The following is a 14,228-nucleotide window of genomic DNA, read 5'->3' as shown; positions in this document are numbered from 1 at the left end:
ACTCGGACCGGACAGGCGAATAACTGCAATCGCCATGCCAGAATCCGGCAGGCACCATTCCGGGCGCCGCGCTGTTCCACATACCGCGCAAGCGTGCCCGCCGGATGTGGCGCTTGAGCACAATCGTTGCGCTTCGGAACAAGACTGCACGGCACCCGGTCGTGCGCGGCCGCATGCCCCCGGGCCACGGCACAAGCCTGGGCAGATCGGCGCAATGGCATAAGGCTTGCAAGCATCGCTGCCACAACAAAGGGCGCCCCCCATCGGGGAGTGGGCGCCGCGCATCGAGGAGACCGCATGAAGCGTCACACCCTCTTGCTCGCCGGCATGCTGTGGCTGTGCGCGCTCGCCGCCGCCACGCCGCCTGTCCTCGCCGCAGCCGCAGGCGAGACCGTCGCCAGGGACCCGCTCGACTCGCCGCGCTGGGGCGACATGCTGAAGACCTTCTTCGAAGGCCAGGAGGTCGTCTTCGACCCGCGCATCAAGGTCAGCGGCCCGGTGGTGGCCGAGGACTCGCTCAATGTGCCGATCACCGTCGACGCCAGCGCCCTGCCCGGGGTCGAGGAGCTGATCGTGTTCGCCGACTTCAACCCCATCCTCAAGGCGCTGCGCTTCGAGCCCGGCGCGGCCCAGGCGCGCCTGGGCTTTCGCCTCAAGCTGCAGCAGTCGTCTCCGGTGCGGGTCGCGGCACGCACGGCCGACGGGGTCTGGCGCGTGGGCGGGGCCTGGGTCACCGCCACCGGCGGCGGCTGCACCCTGCCCTCGGTGGGTTCAGGGTCGCCCGAATGGCAGGATCGGCTCAACGAGGTCAGCGGCCGGCTGTGGGCGCGCATCGACGGTGGCGAGCGCCTGCGCATGCGCATCATCCACCCCATGGACACCGGGCTCGCCGCCGGCATCCCCGCCTTCCACATCGAGGACATCGTGATCAGCGACGAGGACGGGCGCGTGCTCAGCCGCATCCAGCCGCTCGAGCCGGTGGCCGAGAACCCCAGCTTCACCCTCGACCTGGCCGGCGCGGCGCTCGGCGGGCGGCTGCATGTGAGCGGTCGCGACAACAACGGCAACCGCATCGACGCCTGGGTGACGCGATGAAGCTGCCCCTGTCGCTCGCCAGCCTGCTGTTTGCGCTATTGCTCGCGCTGCCGCTCGCGGCCCAGCAGCGCAGCCGCTTCGACTACGGCCTCGTCGCGCAGGAGATCGCCCCCGGCACCTACGTCATCGTCGGCCTGCGCGAGGATTTCTCGTTCGCCAACGGCGGCAACATCGTCAACACCGGCTTCCTCGTTGGCCGCAGCGGGGTCATCGTGATCGACACCGGCCCCTCGCGCCGCTACGGCGAACAGATGCTGGCCGCGATCCGCGCGGTCACGCCGTTGCCGGTCGTGCTCACGCTCAACACCCATCACCACCCGGACCACTTCCTCGGCAATCAGGCTTTCCCGCAGGACACCCTGGCCGCGCTGCCCGACACGATCGCCGGCATCCGCAGCGAAGGCGAAGGCTTCAACGACAACATGTATCGCCTCAATGGCGACTGGATGCGCGACACCGAAGTCGTCGTGCCTGCCCGGGCCGTGATGCCCGGCAGGCAGGACATCGCCGGGCGCGACGTCGAACTCCTCGCGCTGGGCGGCCACACCGCGGCCGACCTCGTCGTGGTCGACCACGACAGCGGCACCGTCTACGCCGCCGACCTGCTGTTCAACGGCCGCGCGCCGACCACCCCACACGCCGACATCGCGCGCTGGCTCGGCGCGCTCGAGGCGCTCGCGCGCCTGCCGGCCCGCCTCTGGGTGCCCGGCCACGGCGAGGTCAGCACCCGGCTCGATCCGCTGCACGAGACCCGCGACTACCTCGAGTGGCTGCAGGCCACCATCCGCGACGCTGCTGAGGCCGGCCTGGACATGACCGAGGTGTTCGCGCTCGACATCCCCGCCCGCTTCTCGCGACTCGCCCTGGTCGAGACCGAGTTCCGGCGCTCGGTGGTGCACCTGTTCCCGGCTGCCGAGCAGGCCGCCCTGGCCCGCGCTCAGCGCGACTGAGGCCCCGCTTCAGCGCAGATGCGTGACCTCCAGCGCCTCGAGCCTGCGCGCGGCCTCCGAATCGCCCGCCGCGGCCGCGGCAGCGAGCCAGTGCCGGGCCTGGACGGGATCCACCGCGGTGAGCCGACCGTCCAGGTGGAGCAGGCCGAGGCGATACTGCGCCTTGACCGAGCCCGCCTCGGCGCCGCGTCGGTAACGCGCCAGCGCGAGCGCGGCATCCTTCGGCTCGCCAAGGCCGTCCTCGGCCAGGATGCCGAGATTGAACCAGGCCTCGGCCACGTCGCGCTCGGCGAGCGCCTGCCAGATGCGGCGCGCGCTGTCGTAGTCGGCCATCTTGAACTCGGCATAGGCCTTGTACAGGCCGATGGACGGACGCTCGACGAGTGCGGCCAGCTCGGCCTCGTCGACCGCCTGGGCGAGGCCGAACTGGAACAGCAGTGCGAGGGCAACACAGGTTCTGCGACGCATGGGCTTCGTCTCCGGGCGAAGAAGGCAATACAGTGACGGAAGCAACAAACGCACCCGGAGCCCGAGCTTGCCAGACCTGCTGACCTCCCCGTTCATCATCGCCACCGCCCTGCGCCGGATGGTGCAGCGCGCGATCGGCGCCGCGCTGCTTGCCCTGGGCCTGGCCGCGCAGGCCGGCGCGCAGGCCGAGGACATCGTCACCCGCCACTTCGCCGCCACCGCCTTCGCCGACGTGCGCGAGGCACTGACCGAGGCCATCGCCGAGGAAGGCATCGCGCAGCCGGTGGTAAGTCATTTCGCCGACATGCTCGATCGCACCGCGGCCGACCTCGGCCACCCGCGCGGGCTCTACACCCAGGCCGAGATCCTCACCTTCTGCAGCGCAGGCGTCGCTGCCCGACTGGCCGTGGAAGCGCGCGAACACATCGCGCTCTGCCCGCTGTCGATCGCGGTGTATGCGCCCGCCGACGGCAGGCCGGGCGCGGTGATCGCCTATCGCCCGCCGCGGCTCGACAGTGCCGGCGGCGAAGCGGCACGCGCCCTCTTGCGCCGCATCGTCGCGCGCAGCGCCGCCCTGCTCGGCCTGGAGTGAATCGGGCCATCCCAGACAGCCGGCCTCTCGGCAGCAGCCGACGATCAGCTGATTTCGCTCAGCAGCGCTCGACCACGACGGCGATGCCGTGCCCCACCCCGATGCACAGGCTCACGACCGCGTAGCGGCCGCCGCGCCGCTGCAGCTGGCGCACGGCGGTCAGCAGGATGCGGGCACCGGAGGCGCCGAGCGGGTGGCCAAGCGCAATGGCGCCACCGTTGGGATTGACGCGCGCATCATCGAAGGTCAGCCCGAGCAGCTTCAGGCAGCCGAGCACCTGGGGTGCGAAGGCCTCGTTGATCTCGATCACGTCCATGTCGGCCAGGCTCAACCCGGCGCGCGCAAGGGCCTTGGGGATGGCGTAGGCCGGGCCGACCCCCATGATGCGCGGCTCGACCCCGGCGACCGCCCCGGCGAGGATGCGCGCCATCGGCTTCGCATCCGCGCGCTCGCCCGCGGCGGCGCTGCCGACCAGCAAGGCCGCCGCACCGTCATTGATGCCCGAGGCGTTGCCGGCGGTGACCACGCCGCCAGCGAACAGCGGCTTGAGCGCCGACAGCGATTCGAAGCTCGACTCCGGGCGCGGATGCTCGTCGTCGGCGACGCGCAGCGGCGGCGTGCGCCGGCCGGTCGGCACCTCGATCGGCAGGATCTCGTCGGCGAAAAAGCCGTCCGCCTTCGCCGCTGCGTAGCGCGCCTGCGAGGCTGCGGCAAAGCGGTCGGCGGCCTCACGGCTGATGCCGAACTCGGCGGCGACGTTGTCGCCGGTCTCGGGCATGCTGTCGTTGCCGAACTGCTCGATGATGCGCGGATTGGGGAAGCGGGCGCCGATCGTGGTGTCGAAGACCTTGAAGTCGCGGCTGTAGGCGGACTCCGCCTTGGCGACCACGAAGGGCGCACGGCTCATGCTCTCGACGCCCCCCACGACGTACAGCTCGCCTTCGCCGCAGCTCACCGCGCGCGCGCCGTCGAGCGTCGCCGCCAGGCCGCTGCCGCACAGGCGGTTGACCGTCTGCCCCGCCACCTGGGTCGGGAAGCCGGCGAGAAGCGCGGCGTGGCGGGCGATGTTGCGGCTGTCCTCGCCGGCCTGCGCCGAGCAGCCCAGGATGACGTCCTCGACGTCAGCGGCGTCGAAACCGCTGCGCGCGAGCAGCTCGCGCATCACGGTGGCGATGAGGTCGTCGGGGCGGACGGCGGCGAGCTTGCCGGCGTGGCGGCCGATCGGCGAGCGCAGGCCGCCGTAGAGGTAGGCGTCGAGCATGGGGTGTCTCCTTGAGCTTGTCGTGTGCCTGGGGTTCAGTTGCGTGGGGTTCAGTTCTCGGGGGTCAGCAGCGACACGCCGAGCCGTGCGCGGCGAATCAACCACGGGCTGGGGCGGTAGCGCGGGTCGCGGTAGAAGGCGTGCAGCGCATCGAGGATCTGCAGCACGGTCGCGGCGCCGAGCGCATCGGCCAGCGCCAGTGGCCCTTTCGGGTAACCCAGGCCGAGCGTCACCGCACGGTCGATGTCCTCGGCGGTGGCGACACGCTGCTGGGCGATATCGCAGGCGATGTTGACGATCATCGCCAGCACGCGCTGGGTGATGAAGCCGGGGCTGTCGTGGATCACGTCCACCGCCAGCCCGCTCGCAGCCAGCGCCGCCCAGGCCGCATCGCGCACCTTTGCCGTGGTGACCGGCGTCGTCATCAGCGTGGCGTGGGCCGACAGGAAGAGCGGATCGACGGCGACGGTGCGCGTCGCATCCAGCCCCAGCGCGAGCGCCGCGGTCGTGGTGTCCTCACCCAGCGGCAGCACGATGCACACCGAGCCCGCCGCTGGCCGTTCGCCGCCGTCCAGGGCCACGCCGGCCGCCTGCAGGCGGGCGAGCAGCGCGTCACGGGCGGGCAAGGCGCAGGGCGCGATCCACAGTGGCACAGGCTCGGCAGCGGGCACGGCCGGCTGTGCCGGCGCCAGGGCCTTGCCTTCCACATAGATGTAGAAGCCGCGCCCGCTCTTGCGCCCGAGCAGGCCGGCGGCCAGGCGCTGGCGTGCGATCGGCGAGGGGCGATAGCGCGGCTCCTGGTAGTACTGGTCGTAGATCGACTCCATCACCGGGTGGGACACGTCCAGCCCGGTCAGGTCGAGCAGTTCGAACGGCCCCAGGCGAAAGCCCACCGCGCTGCGCAGGATGCGATCGACAGCGGGAAAATCGGCGATGCCCTCGCCGACGATGCGCAGCGACTCGGTCAGGTATCCGCGCCCGGCATGGTTGACGATGAAGCCGGGGGTGTCCTTGGCCCGCACCGGGGTGTGGCCCATGCGCCGCGCGAGCGCCATCAGCGCGTCGCCCACCGCCGGCGCGGTGAGCACGCCGTCGATGACCTCGACGATCTTCATCAGCGGCACCGGGCTGAAGAAGTGGAAGCCGGCGACGCGCTCGGGCTGGCGGCAGGCGGCAGCGATGCTGGTCACCGCCAGCGAGGAGGTGTTGGTGACCAGCACGCAGTCGCCACCGACCACCGCCTCGAGGCGCTCGAACAGCTCGCGCTTGGCATCGAGCTTCTCGACGATGGCCTCGATGACGATGTCGCAGGCGGCGAGCTGGCGCAGGGTGTCGGCGACCGAAATGCGCGCCGCTGCCGCGCTGGCGGCCGCAGGGTCGATCTTGCCCTTGGCGGCCAGCGCCGACAGGGTCAGGCCGACCGATTCGCAGGCCTCGGTCGCCGCGTCCGCGCGCGCGTCGTGCATCAGCACCTTGAGCCCGGCCTGGGCGGCGATCTGGGCGATGCCGCGGCCCATCAGGCCGGCGCCGACGATGCCCAGCACGAGATCATTGCGATTGGCGTCGAACATCTCAGGCTCCGGTGAAGTGCGCTGCGCGCTTGTCGAGGAAGGCCTGCATGCCCTCCTTCTTGTCCTGGCTGGCGAACAGCAGCTGGAAGGCCTTGCGTTCGAGCATCAGCGCGCTCTCGAGCGAGGCGTCCTGGCCGGCGAGCAGCACTTCCTTGATCTGCGCCACCGCCAGCGGCGGCATGGCGGCGATCGTCGCCGCCAGCTCCAGCGCGCGCGCCTGCACCCGATCGTCGGCCACCACCTCGCTCACCAGCCCCATGTCCGCGGCCTCCTGCGCGCTCACCGGCTCGCCGGTCAGCAGCATCTTGAAGGCCTTGAACTTGCCCACCGCACGCGCCAGGCGCTGGGTGCCGCCGGCACCGGGGATGATGCCGACGCGGATCTCGGGCTGGCCGAACTTCGCGCCCTCGCCGGCGACGATGATCTCGGCGTGCATCGCCAGCTCACAGCCGCCACCGAGGGCGAAGCCATTGACCGCGGCGATCACCGGCTTGGGGCAGGAGGCAATGGTCTGCCACATGCGCTGGTTGTTGAGCAGCAGGATGTCGATCGGCGTCGCATCGACCATGGCGCGAATATCCGCACCGGCGGCGAAGACCTTGTCGCCGCCGGTCAGCACGATGCAGCGCACGTCCTCGTCGCGCCCGAGCGCCTGGAAGTGCTCGGCCAGGCGCTGGCGCACAGCCTGACTGAGCGCGTTGCGCGCTTCGGGACGGTTGAGGCGGACGACCGCTATGGCTGGCTGCGGACGCTCGACGATCACTTCTTCCATGACTTTCTCCTTGATTCAGCCCTTCCCGTCCGCGCGGACGGCGAGCCGGCCTGTTGTCGGAGAAAGATAACGAGGCGGTCTTTTTCAGTCAATATATTTACTTATTTAAGCATAAGGGGGAACATGAAAGGACGGCACCAAGCGGACATAACCTCACTTTTTACTGACAGAGAACGAGATCAAGAACGGACGCATGGACAGCCGTGACATCGATCCTTATCAACATATTTCCTCCTTTCCTCACAACAAGGCCTGCAAGCATGATCTTCCACAAGGACAAGCTCCTTCGCTTCGCGCACTGCGACCTGGCCGGCATCGGCTTCTACCCACGCTACGTCGAGCTCATCAACGAGGTCGTCGAGGACTGGTGCGCCCAGGGCCTCGGCGTGAGCTACCGCGAACTGCACGAAACCCACGGCCTGGGACTGCCGGCGGTGCGACTGGAGATCGACTACCTGGCACCGAGCCGATGTGGCGACGTACTGAACTTCGCCCTCGCTGTCGAGCGCATCGGCCGCAGTTCGATGACGCTGGACGTGCGCGCACGCGCAGACGGCAGCGAACGCCTGCGCGCGCGGCTCACCGTGGTGCTGGCCTCGCTGAAGGACCTGCGCGCGAGGCCCATCGAGGGCGACTGGCGGGCGCGGTTTGCGCGTTACCTGCCGGCGCCCGAGTCCTCAGTCGAAGCCGGCACGGTGTCGGCGTAGGGACGTCGCCGCGGTGTCCCGGCGCGCAGGCAGACGACGACAGGGCGCGCAGGTTCTGGTGCCCTGTCCCATTGCCGCCGATGGCGGCTGTGCGTTTCAATAGGGCTCGAACAAACATGACCCCCTCCGCGATGAAAGATCTGTCCACCGAGAAGAGCCTCGCCTCCATCGAGATCAACAACCGTCTGTTCTTCCGCTTCTTCCAGGCTGCCAACACCCTGCACACCAAGGGCACGCAGGCGCTTGACGAGTTCGGCGTCACCACCCAGCAGTGGTCGGTGCTCGGCGCTCTGTCGCGCCCCAAGGCCCAGGGCGGCATGAGCGTCGGCGAGCTGTCGCGCTACCTGCTCGTGAGCCGCCAGAACCTGTCCGGCCTGCTCAACCGGCTGGAACGCGACGGCTACCTCGAACGCGTGACCGGGGAGGAAGATCGCCGCTCGCGCAAGATCCGTCTGACGCCGAAGGGGGAGGAACTGTGGGCGGCGCTCGCCGACCCGATCCACCACTTCTACGATGAAGCCCTGAAGGGCCTGTCCTTCGACGACCGCCTCGCCTTCATCCACTACATCAGCCTGCTGCAGAAGAACATGTCGAAGCTCTGAGGCCGGCACGACCCGTCCCCGTCGCGCAGGCGCTGGCGCATACCGGCGGCGCGCGAAGCTCGCCACATTAATAGCAAGTATTTTACTTATCTATATTTCACGCACGCATGCGAATAAAAGGACGATACCAATAGTTTATTGATTCACATCAATTTATTGTCCATACCAGACTCCCATCACGGACCAAAGCTTACGGATCGATGAAATTTCACGTCAATCTATTGACGCAATAAATCTCACTGATTAACCTATCTCCAGAACGCATGTTGCACCCGACATGCCCGGCACAGACCGCTTCGTCAAGGCAACGCAGAAGCGGCACCCACCAGGAGATTGCACGTGAACTTCGATCCGGTACTGCTCGCCTCGCGCATGCAGCCCATGAAGGCCCAGGGCCTGTGGCGCGACGAAACCATCAACCTGTTCTTCCAGCGCGCACTTGAGCAGTGCCCGGACAAGCCGGCGATCGTGTCCTACCGCGCCGGCCGTGAGGAGCCGATCCGCCTCAGCTACCGCGAACTCGGCACGCAGGTCGAGCGCATCGCCCGCAGGCTGATCGCGCTCGGCGTGGGCCGCAGCGACGTCGTTACCTGGCAACTGCCGAACTGCTGGGAGTTCGTCGCGCTGGCCCTGGCCTGCGCCCGCATCGGCGCCACGGCCAACCCGGTGATGCCGATCTTCCGCCAGCACGAGCTGAACTTCATGCTCAACATGGGCGAGTCGAAGGTGTTCATCGTGCCCAAGGAGTTCCGCAAGTTCGACTACGAGGCGATGGCGCGCGGCATGCTGCCCAACTTGCCGCACCTGAAGCAGCTCGTGGTGGTCGATGGCGACGGCGACGACAGCTTCGCGAAGCTGCTGCTGAGCGACGACAACTCGCCGCTGCCCCCGCCGGCGCTCGAGCCCGACGACGTCATGCTGCTGATGTACACCTCGGGCACGACCGGCGAGCCCAAGGGCGTCATGCACACCTCGAACACCCTGTTCGCCAACCTGCACGGCTACATCGAGATCATGGAGCTGGGCGGCGGCGACATCGTGCTGGCCGCCTCGCCGATGGCCCACCTCACCGGCTACGGCTTCCTCGCGATGCTGCCGATCATTCTCAACTCGACCATCGCCATGCTCGACGTGTGGGAGCCGAAGCGCGCGCTCAGGATCATCCGCGACGAGGGCGTCACCTTCAGCATGTCCGCGGCGACCTTCGTCGCCGACATGTGCCAGGAAGTGGAGGCCGGCGAGCCGACCTCGCCCAAGTTCACCAAGTACAGCTGCGCGGGCGCCCCGATTCCGCCGGCCATCGTCGAGCGCGCCTACAAGCTGATGCGGCTGCCGATCAGCTCGGCCTGGGGCATGACCGAGATGGGCGCGGTGACCGTGACCGAACCCTCCCGTGCACTCGAGAAGACCCCCGTCTCGGACGGCCGCCCGCTGGCCGGCGTCGAGCTCAAGGTGGTCGATGCCAACGGCGCATCGCTGCCGACCGGCGAAGCGGGCGAACTGCTGGTGCGCGCGCCGTCGCTGTTCGCCGGCTACCTCAAACGCCCGCACCTGAACGGCGTGGACGCCGAGGGCTGGTTCGACACCGGCGACATCGCCTTCATCGACGCCGAGGGCTACATCCGCATCGCCGGACGCAGCAAGGACGTGGTGATCCGCGGCGGCGAGAACATCCCGGTGGTCGAGGTCGAGAACCTGCTCTACAAGCACCCGGCGATCTCGCTGGTGGCGGTGGTCGGCTATCCCGACCGCCGCTTCGGCGAGCGCGTGTGCGCGTTCGTGGCCCTGAACCCCGGCTGCACCTTCAGCTTCGAGGACATGACCGCCTACCTGACCGAGCAGCAGCTCACCAGGACCTACTTCCCCGAGCGCCTCGAGGTGCTCGAGCAGATGCCGCAGACCCCCAGCGGCAAGCTGCAGAAGTTCAAGCTGCGCGAGATGGCCAGGCAGTTCGGCGAGTCCGCAGCCGCCTAAGGGCGGGATCATCATCGACCGCAGCCAGGGCGACGGCCTTCACACGCGCGCCAAGTCCTGCAAGACGAAAAAGGAAACGGAGACAACGATGGAACGCGAATCGATGGAATTCGACGTGCTGATCGTCGGCGGCGGCCCCGCGGGGCTGTCGGCTGCGATCAGGCTCAAGCAGCTGGCCGCCGACAAGGGCCAGGAGATTTCGGTATGCCTGATCGAGAAGGCCGCCGAGATCGGCGCCCACATCCTGTCGGGCGCGGTGATGGACCCGAAGGCGCTCACCGAACTCTTCCCCGACTGGAAGGAGCGCGGCGCGCCGCTCAACACCGCGGTCACCGAGGACAAGGTGCTGTTCCTGTCCGAGACCGGCGCCCGCCAGACGCCCAACGCCTTGCTGCCCGACTGCTTCGTGAACCACGGCAACTACATCGTGCGCCTGGGCAATGTGGTGAAGTGGCTCGGCGAGCAGGCCGAGGCGCTGGGCGTGGAGGTCTATCCGGGCTTTGCCGGCGCGGAAGCTCTGTTCGATGAAAACGGTGCGGTGAAGGGCGTCGCCACCGGCGACATGGGCCTCGCCCGTGACGGCACGCCGGGACCGCACCACCAGCCGGGCATGGAGCTGCACGCCAAATACACGCTGTTCGCCGAAGGCTGCCGCGGCCATCTGGGCAAGCAGCTCGAGGCCCGCTTCAATCTGCGCGAGGGCGCCGACCCCCAGACCTACGGCATCGGCATCAAGGAGCTGTGGGAGGTGAAGCCCGAGCAGCATCAGCCCGGCCTGGTGGTGCACACCGCCGGCTGGCCGATGGACAAGGCCACCTATGGCGGCGGCTTCGTCTATCACCTCGAGGACAACCTGGTCGCGGTGGGCTTCGTGGTCGGGCTCAACTACGCCAACCCGCATCTGTCGCCCTTCGAGGAGATGCAGCGCTACAAGACCCACCCCGAGATCCGCAAGTATCTCGAGGGCGGCAAGCGCCTGCAGTACGGTGCGCGCGCGATCGCCGCCGGCGGCCTGCAGAGCCTGCCCAAGCTGGTGTTCCCGGGCGGCGGGCTGATCGGCGACGACGCGGGTTTTCTCAACGCCGCGCGCATCAAGGGCAGCCACGCCGCGATCAAGTCCGGCATGCTCGCCGCTGAAGCGGCGTTCGAGGCGCTCGCGCACGACCGCCAGCGCGACGCGCTCGATGCCTATCCGGCCGCCTTCCAGGCTTCCTGGCTGCATGCCGAGCTGCACAAGACGCGCAACTTCAAGCCCTACATGAAGAAGGGGCTGTACCTGGGCTCGCTGCTGTTCGGCATCGACCAGGTGCTGTTCAAGGGCAAGGTGCCGTGGACGCTGCACAACACGGCCGACCACGATCAGCTCAAGCCGGCGGCCGAGTGCGAAAGGATCAATTACCCCAAGCCCGACGGCGTACTCACCTTCGATCGCCTCTCGTCGGTGTTCCTGTCCAACACCAACCACGAGGAAGAGCAGCCCTGCCATCTGCAGTTGAAGGACGCCGCGGTGCCGATCGCGATCAACCTCGCCAAGTACGACGCCCCCGAGCAGCGCTACTGCCCGGCCGGGGTGTACGAGATCGTCCAGGAAGCGGCCGGCCCGCGCCTGCAGATCAACGCCCAGAACTGCGTGCACTGCAAGACCTGCGACATCAAGGATCCGACCCAGAACATCAACTGGGTGGTGCCGCAGGGCGGCGAAGGGCCGATCTACCAGGGGATGTGAGCCACGGGGGCCGGACGACGTGTCCGGCCTCACGTTTTCTCTCTGCGCATCACGACGAAACGGGACACAGATGAACCAGAGCATCGGCAAGACGCCGCACCGCATCGTCATCGTCGGCGGCGGCGCCGGCGGGCTCGAGCTCGCCACCCGGCTGGGCGACACGCTCGGTCGCCGCGGCAAGGCCGAGATCACCCTGATCGAACGCAAGCACAGCCACGTCTGGAAGCCCAAGCTGCACGAGATCGCCGCCGGCAGCATGGACTTCGGCGACCACGAGGTCGGTTACCTCGCCCATGCCCACCGCCACGGCTTTCGCTTTCGCATCGGCGAGATGACCGGCATCGACCGCATCACGCGCGAAGTGCACGTCGCCCCCTTCACCGACCGCAAGGGCGCCGAGCTGACGCCGGCGCGCTCCTTCCCCTACGACACCCTGGTCATCGCCGTCGGCAGCCAGAGCAACGACTTCGGCACCCCCGGGGTGCGGGAGCACGCGCTCAAGCTCGAGACGGCGGCCGACGCGCGCCGCTTTCACACGCGCATGGTGCATGCCTGCGTGCGCGCGCAGGCGCAGCAGACGCCGCTGCGCCCGGAACAGCTCAAGGTCGCGATCATCGGCGCCGGCGCCACCGGGGTCGAGCTGTCGGCCGAGCTGCACCACACCATGCGCCAGGTCGTGGCCTACGGGCTCGACCGCGTCGACGCGAAGCGCGACATCAAGGTGGTGCTGATCGAGGCCGGCCCGCGCGTACTACCCGCCCTGCCCGAGCGCCTGTCACGCTCGACCGAGCGCCTGCTGCGCAAGCTCGGCGTCGAAGTGCACACCGGCGCCAAGGTCGCCGAAGTGCTCGCCGACGGCGTGCGCCTGGCCGACGACACCGTGCTGCCCGCCGAGCTGACCGTGTGGGCGGCCGGCGTCAAGGCCGCGGAATTCCTCACCCGCCTCGATGGCCTGGAGACCAATCGCCTCAACCAGTTGCTGGTGCGCCAGACCTTGCAGACCACGCTCGATGCCGACATCTTCGCCATGGGCGACTGCGCCGCCTGCCCCTGGCCGGAGAAGAACGGCTTCGTCCCGCCACGCGCCCAGGCGGCCCACCAGCAAGCCTCGCACCTGTTCAAGCAGATCCGCCGCCGCCTCGACGGCAAGACGCTGCAGGACTACCACTACCGCGACCTCGGCTCGCTGGTGTCGCTCGGCAAGTTCAGCACCGTCGGCAACATGATGGGCGGCCTGGTGCGCGGCGACCTGTTCATCGAGGGCTGGTACGCGAAGCTGATGTACACCTCGCTGTACAAGATGCACGAGCTCGCCCTGCACGGCTGGACCAAGGTGATCCTGGACACCCTGGCGCGCACGCTGACGCGGCGCACGGAGCCGCAGGTGAAGCTGCACTGATGCGCAGGTCACAGCGAGGGTCCGGTCACTGACGGGGGTCGCCGGCAAAAAAAAAAAGCCGGTCTGGCGCGTGGCGTCAGACCGGCAGCAAGTCCAGCAAGCATCTATAGAGGAGAAGAGGGAGAGGATGCCTGCCGGGGGACACACTGCCCTGCCCCACCCGGGACAGGGCCGATGCTTCAGACGGCCGCGCTCAGCTCCGGCACCACCTGGAACAGATCGCCCACCAGGCCGTAGTCGGCGACCTGGAAGATCGGCGCCTCCGGGTCCTTGTTGATCGCCACGATCACCTTGGAGTCCTTCATGCCCGCCAGGTGCTGGATCGCGCCCGAGATGCCGATCGCGATGTAGAGCTGCGGGGCGACGATCTTGCCGGTCTGGCCGACCTGGTAGTCGTTGGGCACGTAGCCCGCATCGACCGCCGCACGGCTGGCACCGAGCGCGGCGCCGAGCTTGTCGGCGAGCGGTTCGAGCAGCTGGTGGTAGGCGTCGCCGCTGCCCAGGCCGCGGCCGCCGGAGACGATGATCTTGGCCGCGCCGAGTTCGGGACGGGCGCTCTTGACGATCTCGCGACCGACCAGCGCGGTGGCACCCAGGTCGGCGCCTGCGGCGACCGCCTCGATGGCGGCCGCATTGCCCTCGCCCGCAGCGTCGAAGGCCGTGGTGCGCACGGTGATGACCTTGATCGCATCGGCGCTCTTGACCGTGGCCAGCGCGTTGCCGGCATAGATCGGACGCACGAAGGTGTCGGCCGATTCCACGGCGACGATGTCGCTGATCTGCGCCACGTCGAGCAGCGCGGCCACGCGCGGCAGCATGTTCTTGCCCGCCGGGGTCGCCGGTGCCAGCACATGGCTGTACTCGCCCGCCAGGCCCTTCACCAGCTCGGCGACGTTTTCCGCGGTCTGGGCTTCGTAGTGCGCGGCGTCGCACACCCGCACCTTGGCCACACCGGCCACCTTGGCGGCGGCTTCGGCGACCGCGCCGCAACCGGCACCGGCGACCAGCACGTGGATGTCGCCACCGAGCGTGCTGGCCGCGGTGACGGTGTTGAGCGTCGAGGCCTTGAGCGCCTGGTTGTCGTGTTCAGCAATGACGAGAATGGCCATGG

The 14,228-nt window shown here is 68.6% G+C and carries 13 protein-coding genes; 8 read left to right on the top strand and 5 right to left on the bottom strand.

Annotation, left to right across the window (positions count from 1 at the left end):
- Window positions 1-297 precede the first annotated feature (297 nt).
- Together PLC66_RS13955 and PLC66_RS13950 are read left to right on the top strand one after the other, a co-directional pair.
- Window positions 298-1,095, top strand: a complete 798-nt coding sequence (locus PLC66_RS13955) for a quinoprotein dehydrogenase-associated SoxYZ-like carrier (protein ID WP_324541427.1) — start codon at window positions 298-300, stop codon at window positions 1,093-1,095.
- Window positions 1,092-2,045, top strand: coding sequence for a quinoprotein relay system zinc metallohydrolase 1 (locus PLC66_RS13950; protein WP_324541425.1), 954 nt, complete (start codon window positions 1,092-1,094; stop codon window positions 2,043-2,045). Before PLC66_RS13955 ends, PLC66_RS13950 begins: the two co-directional genes overlap by 4 nt.
- Window positions 2,046-2,054: 9 nt before the next feature.
- Here PLC66_RS13950 and PLC66_RS13945 read toward each other — a convergent pair whose 3' ends face one another.
- The gene (locus PLC66_RS13945; RefSeq protein WP_324541423.1) at window positions 2,055-2,513 is read right to left on the bottom strand and encodes a tetratricopeptide repeat protein; all 459 of its coding nucleotides are present in this window, start codon (window positions 2,511-2,513) and stop codon (window positions 2,055-2,057) included.
- A gap of 67 nt (window positions 2,514-2,580) precedes the next feature.
- On the opposite strand from PLC66_RS13945, the gene PLC66_RS13940 reads away from it, so the two are divergent.
- A complete protein-coding gene (locus PLC66_RS13940) occupies window positions 2,581-3,105 on the top strand; it encodes a DUF302 domain-containing protein (protein ID WP_324541421.1) in 525 nt (174 codons plus the stop codon).
- 58 nt (window positions 3,106-3,163) lie between these two features.
- Here the strand turns inward: PLC66_RS13940 and PLC66_RS13935 are convergent, their stop codons facing one another.
- Genes PLC66_RS13935 through PLC66_RS13925 form a run of 3 tightly spaced genes read right to left on the bottom strand, consistent with a single transcriptional unit; the run spans window position 3,164 to window position 6,709 of the window.
- On the bottom strand, window positions 3,164-4,366 hold the full coding sequence (locus PLC66_RS13935; RefSeq protein WP_324541419.1) for a 3-oxoadipyl-CoA thiolase: 1,203 nt from the start codon (window positions 4,364-4,366) through the stop codon (window positions 3,164-3,166).
- A 50-nt stretch (window positions 4,367-4,416) separates the two neighbouring features.
- Window positions 4,417-5,937 (bottom strand): 3-hydroxyacyl-CoA dehydrogenase, encoded by a 1,521-nt coding sequence (locus PLC66_RS13930; RefSeq protein WP_324541417.1) that lies wholly within the window; start codon window positions 5,935-5,937, stop codon window positions 4,417-4,419.
- Window position 5,938: 1 nt separating this feature from the next.
- Window positions 5,939-6,709, bottom strand: coding sequence for an enoyl-CoA hydratase (locus tag PLC66_RS13925; protein WP_324541415.1), 771 nt, complete (start codon window positions 6,707-6,709; stop codon window positions 5,939-5,941).
- A gap of 260 nt (window positions 6,710-6,969) precedes the next feature.
- Between PLC66_RS13925 and PLC66_RS13920 the strand changes: the two genes are divergently transcribed.
- From PLC66_RS13920 to PLC66_RS13900, 5 genes are all read left to right on the top strand, one after another.
- Window positions 6,970-7,416, top strand: coding sequence for an acyl-CoA thioesterase (locus tag PLC66_RS13920; protein WP_324541413.1), 447 nt, complete (start codon window positions 6,970-6,972; stop codon window positions 7,414-7,416).
- Window positions 7,417-7,547: 131 nt separating this feature from the next.
- Window positions 7,548-8,018, top strand: a complete 471-nt coding sequence (locus PLC66_RS13915; protein WP_324541411.1) for a MarR family winged helix-turn-helix transcriptional regulator — start codon at window positions 7,548-7,550, stop codon at window positions 8,016-8,018.
- 339 nt (window positions 8,019-8,357) lie between these two features.
- On the top strand, window positions 8,358-9,992 hold the full coding sequence (aliA, locus tag PLC66_RS13910; protein WP_324541409.1) for a cyclohexanecarboxylate-CoA ligase: 1,635 nt from the start codon (window positions 8,358-8,360) through the stop codon (window positions 9,990-9,992).
- Between the two features lie 88 nt (window positions 9,993-10,080).
- Complete coding sequence (locus PLC66_RS13905) at window positions 10,081-11,718, top strand: electron transfer flavoprotein-ubiquinone oxidoreductase (protein WP_324541407.1); 1,638 nt, start codon at window positions 10,081-10,083, stop codon at window positions 11,716-11,718.
- A 70-nt stretch (window positions 11,719-11,788) separates the two neighbouring features.
- Window positions 11,789-13,117, top strand: a complete 1,329-nt coding sequence (locus PLC66_RS13900; RefSeq protein WP_324541405.1) for an NAD(P)/FAD-dependent oxidoreductase — start codon at window positions 11,789-11,791, stop codon at window positions 13,115-13,117.
- Window positions 13,118-13,296: 179 nt separating this feature from the next.
- Here the strand turns inward: PLC66_RS13900 and PLC66_RS13895 are convergent, their stop codons facing one another.
- The gene (locus PLC66_RS13895) at window positions 13,297-14,226 is read right to left on the bottom strand and encodes an electron transfer flavoprotein subunit alpha/FixB family protein (protein ID WP_324541403.1); all 930 of its coding nucleotides are present in this window, start codon (window positions 14,224-14,226) and stop codon (window positions 13,297-13,299) included.
- Window positions 14,227-14,228 lie beyond the last annotated feature (2 nt).

Source organism: Thauera sp. (assembly GCF_035444905.1).
Lineage (GTDB): Bacteria > Pseudomonadota > Gammaproteobacteria > Burkholderiales > Rhodocyclaceae > Thauera.
This window is presented reverse-complemented; position numbering and strand designations above follow the sequence as displayed.